Genomic DNA, 16,667 nt, shown 5'->3' with positions numbered 1-16,667 from the left:
CTAGTGTCCTGTCCTGCGACTGAAACCGACCGCCGGGACCCCAAAATTTCAAAGATACCCCCCTGCCATGTCTGAACAACCCTCCGAATCGGCCCGCCAGGCCATCGTCCCCGACACCGCCGCCGGCCGGCGTTTCGACGCCGTCGTGGCCGAACTGTTCCCCGAGTACTCCCGTTCACGCCTGACCGAATGGATCAAGGCCGGCGACGTCCTGCTCGATGGCGCCCAGGCGCGGCCGCGCGATCCGCTGCGCGGTGGCGAGGTGGTGACCCTGAACGTGGTGCTGGAGACCCAGACCGATGCCCAGCCGGAGGACATCCCGCTGGACGTGCTGTTCGAGGACGAGCACCTGCTGGTGATCAACAAGCCGGTCGGCCTGGTGGTCCACCCGGGTGCCGGCAACCACAGCGGCACCCTGGTCAATGCGCTGCTGTACCGCGACCCGTCGGTGGCGGTTCTGCCGCGCGCCGGCATCGTGCATCGCCTCGACAAGGACACCAGCGGCGTGATGGTGGTCGCCCGCACCCTGGAGGCGCAGACGGCCCTGGTCGAACAGCTGGCCGCGCGTGATGTGCACCGCCAGTATCTGGCCATCGTGATGGGCGCTCTGGTGGCCGGCGGCACCGCCGATGCGCCGATCGACCGTCATCCGCGCGACCGCCTGAAGATGGCGGTGCGCGAAGACGGCAAGGACGCGATTACCCATTACCGCCTGCGCGAGCGCTTCCGGGCGCACACCGCGCTGGAATGCCGGCTGGAAACCGGCCGCACCCACCAGATCCGCGTGCATATGGCGCACCTGCGCCACCCCATCATCGGCGACCCGCTGTATGGCGGTGCGCTGAAGCTGCCCAAGGGCGCCAGCGACGAACTGGTGGCCGCGCTGCGTGGCTTCAAGCGCCAGGCCCTGCACGCCGAGACGCTGGAGTTCGTGCATCCCATCACCGGCGAGCCGGTGCGCAATTCGGCGCCGGTACCGGACGACATGCTGCACCTGATGAAGGTGCTGCGCGAAGACAGCGAGGCCTTTACCGAACGCGAGCGGGATCGCTGGTGATGGCGACCGCGCTGCCGCTGCTGCAGGCTGACTGGCCGGCGCCGCCGGGCGTGCGGGCGCTGACCACACGCCGGCACGGCGCGGGCATTTCGCCGGCACCCTTTGCCCAGTTCAACCTGGGCAACCGGCACGCAGCCGATGGAGATGCGCCGGCCAACGTCGAACACAACCGGCAACTGCTGCAGCAGGGACTGGCGCTGCCCTCCGCGCCGCACTGGCTGCGCCAGGTGCATGGCACCACCGTGCTGCGCTTTGATGGCCCGCCAGTGGCCGGGGCCAGCGAGCCGGTGGCCGATGCCGCGGTGACGTCGGTGCCGGGGGTGGTGCTGGCCATCCTGACCGCGGACTGCCTTCCGGTGGTGTTTGCCGCCGCCGACGGCAGCGAAGTGGGCGCGGCCCATGCGGGCTGGCGCGGCCTGGCCGATGGCATGCTGGAACACACGGTAGCCGCGATGCGCACCGCGCCGTCGCAGCTGCGGGTCTGGCTGGGCCCGGCGGCAGGGCCTGCCGACTATGAGATCGGCGAAGAGGTGTATCAGGCCTTCGTCGGCCACGAACCGGCGGCGGCCGCCGCCTTCGTGGCCACCCGCGCGGGGCACTGGAAGGTCGATCTGTTCGCACTGGCCCGCCAGCGCCTGCAGTCCGTGGGCGTGGACCCGGCCCAGGTGTCTGGCGGCACGATCTCCACCATTGCCGATCCGGACCTGTATTCGCACCGTCGCGACCGCCGCACCGGCCGCATGGCAACGCTGGCCTGGATCGCTCCCTGACCGTGCCGCTGTTCGCGCAGGTGCTGGGGCCGGCCTTCGCCACCCTGGCAGCACCGGTGCAGGCGTTGCATGCGGCGCCGCTGCCGTGCCGCCGTACCGGGCAGGCGCGGATCGCACGGGGCCGCCATTGGCTGGTGCCCATGCTGGCCGCGTTGGCGCGGCTGCCGAAGGAGGCGCACGCCTTGCCGGTCGAGGTGGTGTTCAGCGCCTGCGGGCAAGGCGAGCAGTGGGCGCGACGTTTCGGGCGCTGGCCGATGGTGTCGCGGCTGTGGGCACAGGAAGGCGGTCTGCATGAGCAGCTCGGTGCCGTGCACTTCGGATTCGAGCTGCGGGCGCGTGAAGGCGGCATCGACTGGTCGGTGCGCAGCGTCCGCGTGTTCGGCCTGCTGCCGCTGCCGACGCGCTGGTTCGACGGCGTGCGCTGCCGCGAGGCCTGGGCCGCAGAGCGCTACACTTTCCTGGTTGATGTGACATTGCCCTGGATTGGAGCGCTGATCCGTTATGAAGGCTGGCTCGACCCGCACTGACGCAGTGATCGTGTTCGATGGCGTCTGTGCGCTGTGCAGCCGCTGGGTGCGTTTCCTGCTGCGTGTGGACCGCCACGGGCGCTATCGCTTCGCAGCGATGCAGGGTACGCATGGCAGCCTGCTGCTGCGCAGCCATGGGCTGGATCCGCAGGACCCGCGCTCCTTTCTGCTGCTGGACGAGCAGGGCGCCTGGACTGACACGGACGCGATCCTGCGCGTGCTGACCGGGCTGGGAGGCGCATGGCGGCTGGCGGGCGTGCTGCGCCTGTTGCCGCGCAGCTGGCGGGATGCCGCCTATCGCAGGCTGGCCCGCAACCGATACCGCTGGTTCGGTCGTCACGACCGCTGCACGCTGGCGACGACGCAGCAGGCCGGCCGTTTCCTGGACTGATGCGCCGGTCGGTCCGCGCGCGGTGTCAGTGCGGAGCCGCAAGCAGCCGATAGGCGATGCGCTGGTTGCGCGCGCGGCCGTCCTCGCTGCGGTTGTCGGCTACCGGATGCTCCTCGCCGTACCCCACCGCGACCAGCGTCGGTGCCGGCACGCCATGCGCCTGCAACGCCGTCACCACCACGTCCGCACGCTGCTGGCTGAGCTGCCGGTTGGCCTCGGACGCGCCCTGGCTGTCGGTGTGAGCGGCCACTTCCACCCGTGTGCCTGGCGCAGTGCTGCGCAATGCGTCGGCCACCACCTGCAGCGTTTCGCTGGAGCTGCCGCGCAGTTCGCTGGAGCCGGGATGGAACTCCAGCCGGGTCAGGTTCAGCGCAGCGATCCGCTGCGCGGCGCCGGCATCGGCCGGCAGCCGCGACAATGCCGCCCGGCCCGGACCCCACAGCCCACTCATCCGCAGGGCGGGGAAATCCTGGCGGAGCTGCCGCGAGATCGCCAGGCGCCGCTCTTCGCTCAGGGCGGTGGAGTCGATATCCAGCTGGTTGCCGGCGAACTCCAGGCGCAGTCCGTCGCCCTGCAGGCAGGGCAGGGTGCGGATCAGGCGCTCGAACCAGCGCGGCGACCGGGCCTGCGGATCGATCTCGATACGGCCACTGACGTGCCCTGCGCCATGCACCGCAATCAACGCGCTCCACAGGCGGCGGCGCAGGGCGTCGCTGGGCAGGCTGCCATGGACCGAGACCTGCGCGCCGCGCTGGTGCAGGAACAGCCGCGCGTCGTGCTCGCGGACGATCACCTGTGGCGTCCACAGCGGCGTGCGTGCCTTCAGCTGCAGCCATGCGGTAGCGCCGAGCACGACCACGGCGGCCATCATCCACAGCAGGCTGCGCAGGGCCATGCCCTGCACCCGCGGGGTGAGCAGGGTGCCGGCCATCTGCGGTCGCTGCCGCTGCGGGCGGTTGCGCAGCTGGCGCGGCTCCGAAGGGGCCGGCTCGATGGGCTGGGACGTCAATGCGATCAGCCCCGGCAGCAGATCGCAGGCCACGACCCGGAACGCCCCCGATGACAGTCTGCTGCGCCGGGCCAGCCGGTCCATGACCGGATCACCCAGCGCACGCTGCAGGTCGCTGGCCAGCACCGGCAGCGGCGGCTGCCCGGGACGCCGCCAGGATCGGAAGTGAACCCCCAGGCCCGCCTGCTCGAAGGTCTGCTCCAGTCCGTCCAGTCCCCGCGGGTGGGAGGCTATCCAGCCGGCAATCACATCAACCACCCAACGGGTGCGATGGCCCAGTCCCAGGCGGTGGCTGGCTTCTTCGATGAAACGGTCGTACGCGTGCATGCAGTGGATCCCCGGAGTGATGTGCACGCAGTCGTGCACGGTGCGGCTTCTGTCGATTGCAGGAGCTCTGGGGGCGCCACTGTGGGGAGGTCGCGTCAATGCGAAATGAAATATCGCCGGTTCATTTTCTTTCGTTTTCCGCGATGGCGTCGCGAGGACGCCACGCAGCTGGCTGGAAGCCTTGGGGCAGCAGGACGTTCGCCTGCCTGAGTGCCACTTGCGACAGCGGCTGTGGAGATCACGCCACAGCGGCGGGATGGTTGCATGCGCAATTACTTTCGAGCCAAAAGCGTCAAGTTTCGGCGTACAGAATGCGCCTGATTCAGCCTTCGAGGGCGTCCAGGTAGCTGCGCCGCCAATGGTTGATGTCGTAGGTGCGCAGGTGCTCCATCATGGCGTGCCAGCGCTCCTGGCGCTTGCGCAGCGACATGGTGGCGGCCGTGGCGATGGCATCGGCCACGCCGTCCAGATCGTGCGGGTTGACCAGCAGCGCCTGCTTCAGTTCATCGGCGGCGCCGGCCAGAAGGGACAGCACCAGCACGCCCGGATCCTCCGGGTCCTGCGAGGCGACGTACTCCTTGGCGACCAGGTTCATGCCATCGCGCAGCGGGGTGACCAGACCGACGGCCGCCGCGCGGTAGAAGCCGGTGAGGGTGGCATGGGTGAAGTTCTGGTTGACGTAGCGAAGCGGCGTCCAGTCCGGCTCGGCATGGCCACCGTTGATGTGCCCGGCGATCTGTTCCAGCTGGCTGCGCAGTTGCCGGTACTCGGTGACATCACCGCGCGAGACCGGCGCGATCTGCAGGTAGGTCAGGGTGCCGCGCTGGTCGGGGTGGCGCTGCAGGTAACGTTCGAAGCCGAGGAAACGTTCGGGCAGCCCCTTGGAATAGTCCAGGCGGTCCACGCCGATGGCCAGCTGCCGATCCCGCAGACTGGCCCGCAGGTTCTTCACGGCGGCCTTGGCCGCTGCGGTGCTGGCCTGACGCGCGATAAGCCCGGTGTCGATGCCGATCGGGAAGGCGGCAGCGCGGAAGCGGCGCCCCCCCGGGGCCTCCAGTTCGCCGTTGTCGAGCACGCGACCGCCGCCGAACAGCCGCAGGTAGGTCTGGAAGCGGTCGGCATCGCGCTGGGTCTGGAATCCCACCAGGTCATAGGCATACAGCGCGGAGAACAGCCGCAGGTGGTCGGGCATGGCCTGCAGCAGGTCCGCCGAGGGCATCGGGATGTGCAGGAAGAAGCCGATGCGGCAGCCGATGCCGCGCTCGCGCAGCAGGGCACCCAGCGGGATCAGATGGTAGTCGTGGATCCAGACGATATCGTCCTCGCGCAGCAACGGCGCGAGCTTGTCCGCGAACATCGCATTGACCTTGTGATACGTCTCGCGCGTGCCGCGGTCATAGTCGACCAGGTCCAGGCGGAAATGCAGCAGCGGCCACAGCGTGCGGTTGGCGAAGCCGTTGTAGTAGCCGTCCACCTCGCGCTTGTTCAGGTCCATGGTGACGAAGCGGATGTCGCCGTCCTGCTGTTCATGCAGCGCGCCGCTGCCATCACGCACGGTCTTGCCACTCCAGCCGAACCACATGCCGCCGCGCTCCTTGAGCGCAGCCAGCAGGCCCACCGCAAGGCCCCCGGCGCGGTTCTCGCCGGGCACGGCAACGCGGTTGGAGACCACCACCAGACGACTCATGATGCCTCCTGCCACGAACGCGACAGGCGCATCGCTGCCGTGATCAGACCCACATGCGAATACGTCTGCGGGAAGTTGCCCCACGCTTCGCCGCTGTCGAAGGCCAGGTCCTCTGACAGCAGGCCAAGATGGTTGCGCTGCTTCAACAGCGTCTCGAACATCTCGCGTGCCTCATCCATGCGCCCGATCGCCGCCAGCGCATCGATGTACCAGAAGGTGCAGATGGTGAAGCTGGTTTCCGGCTCGCCGAAATCGTCCGGTGCGATGTAGCGGTACAGCGAATTGCCATGCTTGAGGTCGCGGCCGATGGCCTCGACGGTGGCGATGAAACGCGCGTCGAGTGCATCGATGAAGCCGATGTCGGCCAGCAGCAGCAGCGACGCGTCCAGGCGATGGCCGTCGAAGGTGTCGGTGAAGTGGCCCAGCGATTCGCTCCAGGACCGCTGCATGATGCGCGCGTGGATGATGTCGGCGCGCTCGCGCCAGTAGCGTGCACGGTCATCGCGCTTGAGCCTCACGGCGATCTTGCACAGGCGATCACAGGCTGCCCAGCACATCGCGCTGGTGTAGGTGTGCACCTCGGTGCGGCCGCGGAACTCCCACAGGCCTGCGTCGGGGACGTCGTGCAGGGCAAAGGCCTGTTCGCCCAGCGGTTCCAGCCGGGCAAAGGTATGGGCATCCCCGGGGTCCTGCAGGCGACGATCGAAGAACAACTGGGTGGAGGCCAGCACCACGCTGCCATACACGTCGTGCTGGCGCTGCACCCAGGCCAGGTTGCCGCGGCGCACCGGGCCCATCCCACGGTAGCCGGACAGGCTGGGGACTTCGTCCTCGTCCAGCTTGGCCTCGAATCCGATGCCGTACAGCGGCTGCAGCGTGCCGTCGGTGGTGGCGAGGTTGAAGATGTAGCCGAGGAACTGCTCCATCGTGCGGGTGGCGCCAAGCCGGTTCAGCGAACGCACCACGAACGCAGCATCGCGCAGCCAGCAGTAGCGGTAGTCCCAGTTGCGTACGCTGCCGGGAGCCTCGGGAATCGAGGTGGTCATCGCCGCGATGATCGCGCCACTGTCCTCGTACTGGCACAGCTTGAGAGTGATCGCGCTGCGGATCACCGCGTCCTGCCATTCCAGTGGGATCGACAGATAGCGCACCCATTCGCGCCAGTAGTCACGCGTGCGCTGGAACGCTTCCTGCACATAGCCGCTGATCGAGCGGTTGAGCGATTCATCCACGCCCAGGATCAGGTGCACAGGGTGGTTGAGGACGAACGGCAGGCCATCACGGACCATCCGGACCGGCACATCGGTGGTCAGCCGCAGCACGTGGTCGGGCAGGATCCAGCGCACGTGGTTGCTGCCCCACGTGGATTCGGGAACACGTGCGCCCCAGTCGGCCAGCGGCCGTGCGCGGATGACGATACGTGGGCTGCCGGCCAATGGCCGCACCTGGCGGATCAGGCTGACCGGCCGGTAGAAGCGGTCGTTCTGCCGCCAGCGTGGCGCGAAATCGAGGATCTCCAGCGCACCTCCATGCGTGTCGCGCAGCACCGTGCGCAGGATGGCGGTGTTGGTGAGGTATTCCTGCTCGCTGTCGGCGAAGTCCTCCAGCTCGACGGCGAAGTCGCCGCCTGTCTGCTGGTTCGGGCCCAGCAGCGCACAGAAGGTGGGGTCGCCGTCAAAGGTGGGCAGGCAGCTCCAGACGACACGGGCATGTTTGTCGACCAGGGCGCCGAAGCTGCCGTTGCCGACCACGCCCAGATCAAGATCGGGTTGGGTCATCACGCGGTACATCTCGGTTGCGGCCGTGGGGGTGGCCGGGTCAATAGGCATTCTCGCGCAGCCAGGCGTGCACGCTGCGTATGTCAGGCAGCGCGAACACGGCGGCGCTGGGTTCACGCTCGCCGATCAGCACGCTCCAGCCATGCTGGCCGTTGGCGGCGTCGAATCCGAATTCATCCGTCAGGTCATCGCCGAGGAACACGGGCAGGCGGCCCCGGAACGGCAGGTACTGCATCATCCGCCGGATCGCGCGGCCCTTGTCGGTGCCGACGGGCACGAACTCGACTACGTGATCGCCGGGTTGCAGGCGGTAGCTGGAGCGACCGCGCACATGGCGGTCAGCGAACGCCCGCACCTCGCTTCCAGCGTGCGGCGCCTCGCGCCAGTGCAGGGCCAGGCCCACACCCTTGTCTTCCACCAGTACCCCGGGATGGCCATGGGCAAAACGCATCGCCTGCTGATGCAGGGCATGCAGCCATTCGGCGGTGTCATCGTCATGTTCGTCGCGCAGCACGCGTCCGTCCTGGCCACGCAGTTCATGGCCGTGCAAGCCGGCCGCAGGCAGCTGCAGAGGCGCGAACAACTGGTCAAGCTGTGCCAGAGGACGGCCACTGACCAGTGCTACGGCACCTTCCAGGCGTTCGCTGATACGACCGATGGCCTCACGCACATCGGGCAGCAGCTGCACGGCGTCCGGTCGTGCAGCGAATTCAATCAGGGTGCCATCGACATCGAGGAACAACGCGCAGGCATCGTCCAGCAATGGAGGTGGCGGACGCAGGGGGAGCGGTTCAGCCATGACGCCCAGCCTGCCAGCGTGGGCGTGTACGTGGGGTCGAGAGCAGGCGACGACGGTGCGTCGGCGCTGTCTGTCGGTTGCCGGCACAAGGGAGCGGTACCGGAGCGGGGCAGTGCGGACCCGTGGTCCGCACCACCGCAGACACGCGTCAGCCGCGGTCAGAACGTGTAACGGACGCGGCCGTAGTAGTAGGCGCCGTTGCTGCCGATCGGCGAAAGCACGTCGTAGGGCAGATTGCCGAAGTAATGGATGTCCTCATTGGATCGATCCGGGTAGTTGTCGGTCAGATTCTGTCCGCCGATGGCCACGCTCCATCGGGCGCTGATGCGATACTCCACTTCTGCATCCAGCTGCCATTCGGCCTGGTAGGTCTGGCGCGGAATGTAACCGTCACCGAAGTTGAAGACACGGGTGACGCTGCCATAGCGGTTCACCCGGCTGCTGAGTGACCAGCGGTCATTGCTCCATGCTGCAGAGACGCTGCCGCGCGTGCGCGGGGTGGCGTCGGTCAGCGTGTTGGTCTCTTCGATGCCGAACAGCACATAGTCCGGATCGAGCGCCTGCAGTTGTGCAGGGGTGGCCAGCACGTTCTTCAGCGTGGTCTTGGTATAGGCGTAAGTGCCGGTCAGCAGCAGTTGGCCGTTGCCCAGCGCCTGCCGCCAGTTGCTGACCAGTTCGGCGCCACGGGTACGTGTATCGGCGGCATTGACGAAGAAGCTGGCGCTCTGCAGGCCACTGACGCCGTAGTTGGCGGCGACGTAGTCGGTCAGCGCATCGCCGGTGATGCTTTCGGACAGCGCGATGCGGTCATCGATGTCGATCTGGAAGAAGTCCAGCGACAGGTCGAAGTGCTCGCCGATGCGGCTGGTGAAGCCCAGCGACGTGTTGATCGACTTTTCGGGCTTGAGGTCCTGCGCGCCCAGGCCGCGGGCAATCGGATTGTTGACCGACAGCAGCCGGCCCTGCACCAGCTGGCCGCCGGCGTTGTAGCCAGTGGAGGTCGACTCGTAGCCGATCTGTGCCAGCGACGGGGCGCGGAAGTTGTTGGAGATCGCGCCACGCAGGGCGAAGGCCGGGGTGAACTGGTAACGCAGGCCGAGCTTGCCGGTCAGTTCGCCGCCGAAATCATCGCTGTGCTCGTAGCGCGCAGCCAGGTCGCTGGAGAAGTGATCGCCGAACTGGCTGGACAGGCTGGCATAGGCGCTGGCCACATCGCGCGACAGGGTGGCGGCATCCTGCGGCGTGAGGCCGCCACCGGCCTGCGAGCCGGTGGGACGGTCGGTAAACGGGCCGGCCGCATAGCTGGCGGGGTCGCCGGGACGGGTCTGGTAGCGCTCATGGCGCGCTTCCGCGCCCAGGCCCAGCGTATGGCTGATGCTGTCGCTCTGGGTGAACACACGGCTCAGGTCCAGGTTGCCGACTGTCTGAGCGTACTCATAATCAGCCGTCTTGAAGCGTGTCGGGCTGGCCGGGCCCAATGAGGCGTTGAGCGAATCACGCAGGCGATAGGTGAAATCGTTCTGGCCATGGTCCAGGCTGCCGTCGTAGCTCCACTCACCCCATTGGCCGCGCACACCGGCGACCGCCTGCACGTCGCGGTTCTCGCCTTCGGAGACCGGCCGGTAACCGTTCGGATAGACCTCCTTCCAGTTGGCCTCGCCGTCCGGGTAGCGGAAATAGTTCGCGCCTTCGGTATCGCGCTGGTTGAAGGTACCGAACGCGTAGAAGGTGGAGGTCTGGCCGACCGGGATTTCAGTGTTGAGCCACAGGTTGATGTCCTTGCTCTCACCATCGCCCAGCACGTAGTTGCGCTTGCCCTGCAGTGCCAGGTTGTCCGGGGTCTGGTCCCACGGTGGAATCTGGTCGAAGCCGGCGCGGTTGGTCCCGTTGCGGTGCTTGTACTCTAGGCCGACGCGCAGGAAGCCACCGTCCTCACCCAGCGAGGTGCCCACTTTGGCGCTGATGTTGCCGGCCTGCCCATCGGTAAGGGTGCGGCCGATCGGCTTCAGATCGGTGTGATTTGCACCGTAGCTGGCTTCGATCTCGCCGCCGTCGCCACCATTGTCGAGGATCACATTGATGACACCTGCCACGGCGTCGGAGCCATACAGCGCGCCGGCACCGTCGCGAAGCACTTCGATGCGCTTGATCGCGCTGACAGGGATGGCATTGAAGTCGACCGGCGTGGTGCCCTTGCCGATCTTGCTGTCGGTGTTGACCAGGGCGGTGTGGTGGCGGCGCTTGCCGTTGATCAGCACCAGTACCTGATCCGGCGACAGGCCGCGCAGCTGCGCGGCGCGGACGTGGTCGGCGCCACCGGAATTGGACTGGCGCGGGAAGTTGAACGACGGCAACAGCGCCTGCAGCGCACTGCCGAGTTCGCCGTTGACCACGCCGGCCTTGCGGATGTCTTCGGCGGTAAGCACATCCACCGGCGAGGTGGATTCGAGCACCGTGCGGTCGGCGGCACGGGTGCCGGTGACGATCACGGTGTCGAGGTTGGTGGCGTCCTGGGCCAGGGCCGGGGCGATGGGGGAGAGCGCAAGGGCAATGGCGAGGCCGAGCGGCGACGCGGGCAGGCGGGCGGACATGGGGGCTCCAGCAACAACGACGACGGGGAAGGGGGAGATAGTTTCACTTACATCCATCCGGATGAAGCGATATATTATCTTCGCGTGATGACCGGTGCTGATGCAAGCCCCTGCCGGTCCGGCATGAGCTGATGCCCTGTTGGCATCAGCACGCCGGGCCGGTGGCGCTGTACGCTGCCGGCTCGCACTGTCCCCCTTCCCCGGAGCTGTACCGATGAAACACCTTGGCCTTGCCTTCGCCGTTCTGCTCGCCGCCAGTGGCTGCGCCAGCCTCTCCTCGCAGGCGCCCAGCGCCTACGCTACGGCCACGACCGCTGAACTGAAGGGGGATGCCGCACGCCCGTCCGCTGGCCAGGGCTGGGTGCGCAGCGAGCTGTACTTCGGGGTGGGCGAGGAGCAGGGCGCCGGCAACCGACCGCAGGCCGATACCATCAGCGAGGCGCAGTGGCGGACGTTCCTGGACAAGGAAGTGACCCCGCGCTTCCCCGATGGCCTGACCGTGTTCGATGCCTACGGCCAGTGGCTGTTCCGGGGTGACGCTGCGCCGAACCGCCTGCGCACCAAGGTACTGGTGGTGCTGCACGAAGACAGCCCGCAGCGTCGTGCCGACATCGAAGCCATCCGCCTGGCGTGGAAGCAGCAGACCGGGCACCAGTCGGTGCTGTGGTCGCGACAGGCCGTTGACGTATCGTTCTGACCGGGAGGCGCCGCCCTGGCGCCGCAGGGAAAGACGATGAGACACAGGGACACCGTGATTGGCCTGCTGGCGGGCCTGCTGGTACCGCTGGCGCACGCTGCTGACAGCGATGCGCCGCTGCGCTTCGAGGCGGCACCTGGCATTGGCGTGCAGGCTGAGGTGGCGGAGGACGGCAGCATTGCCGTGCAGCTGCTGCCCTCTGGCAAGCGGCTGAGCCTGCCGGGTGCCCCGGACGTCGACGGCAATTCGCGGTTGTCAGCCGAGGATGTTGATTTCGATGGGCGCCCGGAGCTGGTTGCGCGCGCGTCGGTCGGCATGGTCAATGAAGCGGTGGCGGTGTATCGCTACGATCCGGCCAGCGGTGGTTTCCGCGCGCTGCAGGCCGAAACCCATGGGCGTGACAACTGCGGCGGCCTGATGGGGCTCACCGTTGATGCCGCCACGCGCACGTTGACCAGCAGCTGCCGCAGCGGCCCGATGTGGTACACGGACCAGTACCGGTTTGCAGGCGCGAAACTCTATCTGTACCGCGCCGAGCGCGTCTTGATGCTGGGCGATACCCTGAACGCCGCACTGCGTTGGGTGCAGGCCGACGAGCAGGGCCCGTCGGCGGTCTGGCGCACCTTTGATCCCACCGGTCGTGTGCTGGAGAGCGCGATCGCTGATGGCCTGGGCGCACCGCCCGACGGCCCGCTGCGCAGCCAGCAGGCCACCGTGGTGCCGGCGCGCCTGTTCCTGTTCGACCGGCCCGGTGCGCCCAGCACCCAGCGTTACCTGCTGCAGGGCGACCGCGTGGAACTGCTGGATGAACACGAGGGTTGGCTGAAGGTGCGGTATCGCAACCCGAAGAGCGGCGCGGTGGTGGGCTGGATCAACGTCAACGATTGACCCGATATCGCTCTGTACTTTGCCTGTCGAGGCGATGCATGCCTTGCCCACGGAGGCATCACTTCGTCGGGTCTAGCCTCGGACGTTCCCCCGTTCGAGGATGCATCCGATGAGCAAGCGCGTTGCCGAGATCGTTGTCGATACCCTGCAGCAGGCGGGTGTCCGCCGCTGTTATGGCATCGTCGGCGACACGTTGAACCACGTCACCGATGCACTGCATCGCAGCGAAATCGAATGGGTGCATGTGCGCCACGAAGAGGTGGCCGCCTTCGCCGCCGGCGCCGACTCGCTGGTGAGCGGCGAGCTGACGGCCTGTGCCGGCTCCTGCGGTCCCGGCGGCCTGCATTTCATCAATGGCATCTTTGAAAGCAACCGCAACCGCGCACCGATGGTGCTGATCGCCAGCCAGGTGGTGACCAGCGAACTGGGCATGGAATTCCCCCAGGAAGTGGATTTCAAGGCGGTCTATGGCAGCTGCACGGTGTTCTGCGAGCAGGTGCACAGCCCGGCGCAGGCACGACGCGTGGTCGCCCTGGCCTGCCAGGCGGCGATCAGCCGCCGCGGCGTGGCGGTGGTGATCCTGCCGGCCGACATCAGCCAGGCCGAGGTGAAGCACGATGTACCGTTCTCGGTGCACTACACCCAGCCGGTGCTGCGCCCGTCGGATGGCGAGCTGCAGCGCATCGCCGGGTTGCTGGGGCAGGGCAAGCGCATCGGCATCTATGCCGGTGCCGGTTGCCAGGGCGCCCATGCGCAGCTTCTGGAACTGGCCCGGCGCCTGCAGGCCCCGATCGCGCACACCTCGCGTGCCAAGGACTTCGTCGAGCCGGACAACCCGTACAACATGGGCATGACCGGCATCTTCGGCATCGAATCCGGGTTCCACACCCTGATGGAGTGCGACACGCTGCTGCTGCTCGGCGCCGATTTTGCCTGGGGGCAGTTCTATCCGGACAAGGCGACGATCATCCAGGTCGATCGCGATGGCAGCCATCTCGGTCGCCGCCATCCGGTTAACCTGGGCGTGGTGGGTGACATCGCACCGACGCTGGATGCACTGCTGCCGATGCTGCCACCCCGCGAGGACAGCACGTTCCTCGACGAGTGTATCGAGCGTCGCGACAAGGCGCTGGCCAAGCGTGAGCAGGAGGAGCAGCCGGGCGAGGGCGAACTGATCCATCCGCAGCACCTGACCGCGCTGCTGTCGAAATACGCCAGCGACGATGCGTTGTTCACCGCCGACGGTGGCTCGCCGATGGTGTGGGTGCTGCGGCATATCCGCGTCAATGGCCGTCGCCGCACGCTCACCAGTCTCCTGCACGGGACGATGGCCAATGCGATGCCGCAGGCGCTGGGCCTGCAGAAGGCGTTCCCGGGCCGGCAGGTGATCTCGCTGTCGGGCGATGGCGGCCTGGCGATGCTGCTGGGCGATCTGCTGACCGCCGTGCAGGAGAAGCTGCCGATCAAGGTGGTGGTGTTCAACAACGGTTCGTTGAACTTCGTGGAGTTGGAGCAGAAGGTGGAAGGGCTGCTGGACAACTACACCGATCTGAAGAATCCGGATTTCGGCCGTCTGGCCGAGGTGATCGGTTTCCATGGCCGCACGGTCACCCGCAGCGAGGACCTGGAGAAGGCCGTACAGGACTTCCTCGCCCAGCGCGGTCCGGCATTGCTGGACGTGCATACCAGCCGGGCGGAGCTGGTGATGCCGCCGCAGATCGAGGCCAAACAGGTGGCGGGTACGGCCCTGTATGCGGCCAAGGCGGTGTTGAATGGCCGCTTCGACGACGTGAAGCATCTGCTGGTGGACAACTTCCTGAAGAAGTGAGGGTTGGGGTTTTATGCAGGGCTGCGCCCTGCACCCGCTACGAGCCAGAGCCAGAGCAGAAGCGGGTTATCTGGGGGATGGCGGGGTGGGTCAGGTTGCGGGGGACGCCGTAAACCCGTCCTTGGGGGCTTGGCCGCGGCATCCATGCCGCGGACACCCCCGCAACCGGACCCACCCCGCCTTCGACAGATTCCTGTGATCTGTCGGAATGGCATGGCTGTTGCCTGATGGGTGTCGACCTTGGTCGACACGGTAGATCCACGCCATGCGTGGATGAACGAAGGAGTGATCGGGATGATCTTCTGTAGCCGAGCCATGCTCGGCTCAGAGGCTTCGCGTATGGCAGCCGAGCATGCGCTCGGCGCTACAACGAGAGCCTGCCTTTGCTTTTGATCTTTTGATTCTCTTCCGTGGCTGGCACACGCGGGAAACTGTCAGGGGCCGGGCGGGTGGGCGTCGCGGGGGTGTCCGCGGCATGGATGCCGCGGACAAGCCCCCAGGGATGGGTTCACGGCGTCCCCCGCGACGCCCACCCGCACGGGCCAGCCCGGGAATCTGCGATTTGCGTCCAGCCACGAGGGGCCCTGCCGTTGGCTGGAACCCATCATTCCACCGTGGAATTGGCGCGCCGGCCCCGCTGGGCCTACCATCGGCGCTCCCCACCCCCATCGCCCCTTCCATGTCCGCTCCCGCTTCCGCCGCACCGCGTCGCTGGTTCGTCGCCGGTGACTTCAATGGCTTCTTCGGCCTGGTCGTCGACAACCTCTCCATCCTCGGCTTCATCGCCATGGCGTTGGTCGGCATCTTCCAGTTTCCCGCCGACGTGGTGTTCGGCCGCATGTTTCCCGGTACCGCCTTCGGCGTGCTGATCGGCAATCTGCTGTACACCCTGATGGCACGCCGGTTGGCGGCACGCACGGGGCGTGATGACGTCACCGCGATGCCGCTGGGGCTGGATGCACCCACCAGCATCGGCATGGCGTTGCTGGTACTCGGTCCGGCGTTCGTCGCGTTCAAGCAGCAGGGCATGGACCCGCATGCCGCCGGCATTGCGACCTGGCAGCTGGGCATGGCGGCGCTGGTCATCATGGGCGCGCTCAAGCTGGTGCTCTCCTTCTTCGGCGAAGCCGTCACCCGCGCGCTGCCGCGTGCAGCGTTGCTCGGCTCCATCGCCGGCATCGCGCTGGTACTGATGGGCCTGCTGCCGTTGCTGGAAACCCTGCGTTCGCCACTGGTCGGCTTCACCACGTTGGGCCTGCTGCTGTATGTGCTGATCGCCAAGGGCCGGCTGCCGGTGCGTGGCCCGGGTGTGCTGCTGGCGTTCGTGTTCGGCACCGTCCTGTACTACGGCCTCGGTCTGGCGGGACTGGGGGCCCCCGGCTTCCACGTGCCGGCGTGGACGCCGCCGCAGGTGGTGCTGCCGCTGCCGACGCTGGGCTTCCTGGACGGCCTGCCCACGGCAATGACCTACCTGCCGCTGCTGTTGCCGTTCGGCCTGCTGATGGTGGTCGGTGGCATCAACGTGTCCGAGAGCGCGCGCGCGGCCGGGGATGATTACCGCACCCGCGATATCCTGCTGGTGGAAGCGGTGGCCACGCTGGTGGCCGGTGTCTGCGGCGGTGTCGCGCAGACCACCCCCTACATCGGCCAGCCTGCATACAAGCACATGGGCGCACGCAGCGGGTACACGCTGCTGACGGGCCTGTTCGTCGGCATCGGCGGCATGCTGGGCATCATTTCCGGGCTGGTGCAGTGGCTGCCGCTGGCGGTGCTGGCGCCGATCATCGTGTACGTCGCCATCGACATCACCACCCAGGCCTTCCAGGCCACACCGCGACAGCACGCCGGAGCGATGGTGTTCGGCTTCCTGCCTTCGGTGGCCTACCTGCTGGCGATCAAAGCGCCGGGCTGGATCGCACCGGACCAGCTGCCGCAGCTGCTGACCAAGCTCGATGGACACGGCCTGCCGGAACTGGCGGTGATCTTCACTCTGGGCAACGGCTTCATCATCACCTCGATGCTGTGGATTTCCGCCGTGGCCGCGATGGTTGACGGCCGTCTGCGCCGTGCCTGCGGCTTCCTGCTGGTGGCGGCTGTGCTGACCCTGTTCGGCCTGATCCACTCGGTGGATCCGCGCGGCGGCATCTACCTGCCGTGGGACCTTGAAGGCCTGGCGCGTACCATCAGCTGGCAGTTTGCAGGGGCTTACGTGGCGCTGGCACTGCTGCTGGGGCTGTTGTCGCTGCAGAAGCAGGCGGTGAAGCCGCTGGGTGATCGCGCCGATCATTGACCGGGAACACGCCGGGCATGGCCCGGCG

At 67.4% G+C, this 16,667-nt stretch carries 13 protein-coding genes; 8 read left to right on the top strand and 5 right to left on the bottom strand.

The window, feature by feature from the left end:
• Window positions 1–67 precede the first annotated feature (67 nt).
• The 4 genes from rluD to N8888_RS14700 are packed head-to-tail and all read left to right on the top strand — an operon-like array spanning window position 68 to window position 2,745.
• The gene (gene rluD, locus N8888_RS14715; RefSeq protein WP_053517019.1) at window positions 68–1,057 is read left to right on the top strand and encodes a 23S rRNA pseudouridine(1911/1915/1917) synthase RluD; all 990 of its coding nucleotides are present in this window, start codon (window positions 68–70) and stop codon (window positions 1,055–1,057) included.
• Window positions 1,057–1,827 carry a peptidoglycan editing factor PgeF gene (gene pgeF / locus N8888_RS14710; RefSeq protein ID WP_065175783.1) on the top strand — a complete coding sequence of 257 codons (771 nt, stop codon included), beginning with the start codon at window positions 1,057–1,059 and terminating at the stop codon, window positions 1,825–1,827. Before rluD ends, pgeF begins: the two co-directional genes overlap by 1 nt.
• A gap of 20 nt (window positions 1,828–1,847) precedes the next feature.
• Window positions 1,848–2,354, top strand: coding sequence for a DUF4166 domain-containing protein (locus N8888_RS14705; RefSeq protein WP_430542989.1), 507 nt, complete (start codon window positions 1,848–1,850; stop codon window positions 2,352–2,354).
• Window positions 2,329–2,745, top strand: coding sequence for a thiol-disulfide oxidoreductase DCC family protein (locus tag N8888_RS14700; RefSeq protein ID WP_253120073.1), 417 nt, complete (start codon window positions 2,329–2,331; stop codon window positions 2,743–2,745). Before N8888_RS14705 ends, N8888_RS14700 begins: the two co-directional genes overlap by 26 nt.
• 25 nt (window positions 2,746–2,770) lie before the next feature.
• On the opposite strand, the gene N8888_RS14695 is transcribed toward N8888_RS14700, so the two are convergent.
• From N8888_RS14695 to N8888_RS14675, 5 genes are all read right to left on the bottom strand, one after another.
• Window positions 2,771–4,081, bottom strand: coding sequence for an OmpA family protein (locus N8888_RS14695; RefSeq protein WP_197572149.1), 1,311 nt, complete (start codon window positions 4,079–4,081; stop codon window positions 2,771–2,773).
• 322 nt (window positions 4,082–4,403) lie between these two features.
• Window positions 4,404–5,768 (bottom strand): alpha,alpha-trehalose-phosphate synthase (UDP-forming), encoded by a 1,365-nt coding sequence (gene otsA / locus N8888_RS14690; RefSeq protein ID WP_053517011.1) that lies wholly within the window; start codon window positions 5,766–5,768, stop codon window positions 4,404–4,406.
• A complete protein-coding gene (locus N8888_RS14685; RefSeq protein WP_053517094.1) occupies window positions 5,765–7,546 on the bottom strand; it encodes a glycoside hydrolase family 15 protein in 1,782 nt (593 codons plus the stop codon). Before N8888_RS14685 ends, otsA begins: the two co-directional genes overlap by 4 nt.
• A 40-nt stretch (window positions 7,547–7,586) precedes the next feature.
• Window positions 7,587–8,345 (bottom strand): trehalose-phosphatase, encoded by a 759-nt coding sequence (gene otsB / locus N8888_RS14680; protein ID WP_263175450.1) that lies wholly within the window; start codon window positions 8,343–8,345, stop codon window positions 7,587–7,589.
• 158 nt (window positions 8,346–8,503) lie between these two features.
• Window positions 8,504–10,936 (bottom strand): TonB-dependent receptor plug domain-containing protein, encoded by a 2,433-nt coding sequence (locus N8888_RS14675; protein ID WP_164150962.1) that lies wholly within the window; start codon window positions 10,934–10,936, stop codon window positions 8,504–8,506.
• A 214-nt stretch (window positions 10,937–11,150) separates the two neighbouring features.
• Between N8888_RS14675 and N8888_RS14670 the strand changes: the two genes are divergently transcribed.
• From N8888_RS14670 to N8888_RS14655, 4 genes are all read left to right on the top strand, one after another.
• A complete protein-coding gene (locus tag N8888_RS14670; RefSeq protein WP_053517005.1) occupies window positions 11,151–11,633 on the top strand; it encodes a DUF3574 domain-containing protein in 483 nt (160 codons plus the stop codon).
• A 36-nt stretch (window positions 11,634–11,669) separates the two neighbouring features.
• The gene (locus N8888_RS14665; protein WP_263175445.1) at window positions 11,670–12,521 is read left to right on the top strand and encodes an XAC2610-related protein; all 852 of its coding nucleotides are present in this window, start codon (window positions 11,670–11,672) and stop codon (window positions 12,519–12,521) included.
• Window positions 12,522–12,630: 109 nt separating this feature from the next.
• Window positions 12,631–14,349 (top strand): thiamine pyrophosphate-dependent enzyme, encoded by a 1,719-nt coding sequence (locus N8888_RS14660; RefSeq protein WP_263175443.1) that lies wholly within the window; start codon window positions 12,631–12,633, stop codon window positions 14,347–14,349.
• Window positions 14,350–15,028: 679 nt separating this feature from the next.
• Window positions 15,029–16,639 carry a SulP family inorganic anion transporter gene (locus N8888_RS14655; protein ID WP_111187260.1) on the top strand — a complete coding sequence of 537 codons (1,611 nt, stop codon included), beginning with the start codon at window positions 15,029–15,031 and terminating at the stop codon, window positions 16,637–16,639.
• Window positions 16,640–16,667 lie beyond the last annotated feature (28 nt).

The organism is Stenotrophomonas maltophilia, assembly GCF_025642255.1.
Lineage (GTDB): Bacteria > Pseudomonadota > Gammaproteobacteria > Xanthomonadales > Xanthomonadaceae > Stenotrophomonas > Stenotrophomonas maltophilia_P.
This window is presented reverse-complemented; position numbering and strand designations above follow the sequence as displayed.

What these genes read in the sequence shown, in the direction of transcription:
- rluD (WP_053517019.1), top strand. Translation starts at nt 68, where the DNA reads ATGTCTGAACAACCCTCCGAATCGGCCCGCCAGGCCATCGTCCCCGAC.
- pgeF (WP_065175783.1), top strand. Translation starts at nt 1,057, where the DNA reads ATGGCGACCGCGCTGCCGCTGCTGCAGGCTGACTGGCCGGCGCCGCCG.
- N8888_RS14700 (WP_253120073.1), top strand. Translation starts at nt 2,329, where the DNA reads ATGAAGGCTGGCTCGACCCGCACTGACGCAGTGATCGTGTTCGATGGC.
- N8888_RS14695 (WP_197572149.1), bottom strand. Translation starts at nt 4,081, where the DNA reads ATGCACGCGTACGACCGTTTCATCGAAGAAGCCAGCCACCGCCTGGGA.
- otsA (WP_053517011.1), bottom strand. Translation starts at nt 5,768, where the DNA reads ATGAGTCGTCTGGTGGTGGTCTCCAACCGCGTTGCCGTGCCCGGCGAG.
- N8888_RS14685 (WP_053517094.1), bottom strand. Translation starts at nt 7,546, where the DNA reads ATGACCCAACCCGATCTTGATCTGGGCGTGGTCGGCAACGGCAGCTTC.
- otsB (WP_263175450.1), bottom strand. Translation starts at nt 8,345, where the DNA reads ATGGCTGAACCGCTCCCCCTGCGTCCGCCACCTCCATTGCTGGACGAT.
- N8888_RS14675 (WP_164150962.1), bottom strand. Translation starts at nt 10,936, where the DNA reads ATGTCCGCCCGCCTGCCCGCGTCGCCGCTCGGCCTCGCCATTGCCCTT.
- N8888_RS14670 (WP_053517005.1), top strand. Translation starts at nt 11,151, where the DNA reads ATGAAACACCTTGGCCTTGCCTTCGCCGTTCTGCTCGCCGCCAGTGGC.
- N8888_RS14665 (WP_263175445.1), top strand. Translation starts at nt 11,670, where the DNA reads ATGAGACACAGGGACACCGTGATTGGCCTGCTGGCGGGCCTGCTGGTA.
- N8888_RS14660 (WP_263175443.1), top strand. Translation starts at nt 12,631, where the DNA reads ATGAGCAAGCGCGTTGCCGAGATCGTTGTCGATACCCTGCAGCAGGCG.
- N8888_RS14655 (WP_111187260.1), top strand. Translation starts at nt 15,029, where the DNA reads ATGTCCGCTCCCGCTTCCGCCGCACCGCGTCGCTGGTTCGTCGCCGGT.